A 547-nucleotide genomic window follows, 5' to 3' on the forward strand; every position below is an offset into this window, starting at 1 on the left:
CTCTACAAACCCAACTTCCGCCGACTAATCGAACAGCACGATCTCGTCGAGGAAACCGGCGAGAGCGAAAGCGAGACCGGGGGCCGGCCAGCGAAGCTGTTCCGCTTCAGGCGCAGCGTGCGGGAAGAACGCGAATTCGCTGGAACTAAATTACCACTTTCGCGGGTTTGACATATTCTCAAATCGAGAATATGTCTCTATCCGACTAATACTCAATCTGAGTATATAGGAGGCGCCTATGTCACCCGCAGTTTCACTGTCTTCGCTCTACGACCGCGTCAGCCGTGTCGTTCCCAAAGCCGAATGGATGTTTCACGAGGAGGACATCGCGGCGATCCTCGACCTGAAACGCAAACGCAACGCGGTGATCCTCGCGCATAATTACCAGACGCCCGAAATCTTCCATGGAGTGGCCGATATCGTCGGCGACAGCCTCGCACTTGCCCGCAAAGCCATGCAGGTCGAGGCGGACGTGATCGTACTGGCCGGCGTGCATTTCATGGCCGAGACCGCCAAGCTTCTCAACCCGGGCAAGACCGTGCTGATC

General features: G+C 56.7%; 2 protein-coding genes. Both read left to right on the top strand.

Going from position 1 to position 547, the window contains the following annotated elements; genetic code table 11:
• Nucleotides 1-171, top strand: a 171-nt coding sequence (locus tag AC1D0P_RS27780) for an NrtR DNA-binding winged helix domain-containing protein (RefSeq protein WP_477679677.1), incomplete at its 5' end; no start/stop codon positions are given.
• 67 nt (nucleotides 172-238) lie between these two features.
• The coding region (gene nadA / locus AC1D0P_RS27785) for a quinolinate synthase NadA (RefSeq protein ID WP_477679676.1) at nucleotides 239-547 on the top strand (309 nt) is incomplete at its 3' end.

This window comes from Polaromonas sp. P1_G2, assembly GCF_056405515.1.